At 55.9% G+C, this 324-nt stretch carries 1 protein-coding gene; it reads left to right on the top strand.

Annotation, left to right across the window (positions count from 1 at the left end):
- Window positions 1-148 precede the first annotated feature (148 nt).
- A partial coding sequence (locus tag EN804_RS35800) for a nickel-binding protein (RefSeq protein WP_135922386.1) occupies window positions 149-324 on the top strand: 176 nt, incomplete at its 3' end.

Here is a 324-nt window from a genome sequence, read left to right as displayed (position 1 = left end):
TCCGTGCCACTTCACACATAACGACACCATCATAGGGAATCTTCCCACAAAAAATAGGGAAAGGTTCCGATGCGCGCCCTTGACGAGCGTGGTCAATGTCCAGCCGCGCTCAAGTCGAGCGTGGATCAATGGAAAAGGGAAACTTGATATGCCTCGCTATGTGGTTGAACGAACATTTCCTTCTGGCCTCAGCGTGCCGATGAACGATGCCGGCGCCGATGCGCTCGCTGGTGTCATCATGCGCAATGCGGAGAAAGGCGTCACCTGGGTGCAGTCCTTCGTGTCGCCCGACAGGAAGCAGAGCTTCTGCATCTATGACGCGCC

The organism is Mesorhizobium sp. M8A.F.Ca.ET.161.01.1.1, from assembly GCF_004792105.1.
Taxonomy (GTDB): domain Bacteria; phylum Pseudomonadota; class Alphaproteobacteria; order Rhizobiales; family Rhizobiaceae; genus Mesorhizobium.
The sequence above is the reverse complement of the archived record's forward strand: the minus strand, read 5'-3'. Positions and strand labels throughout refer to the sequence as shown.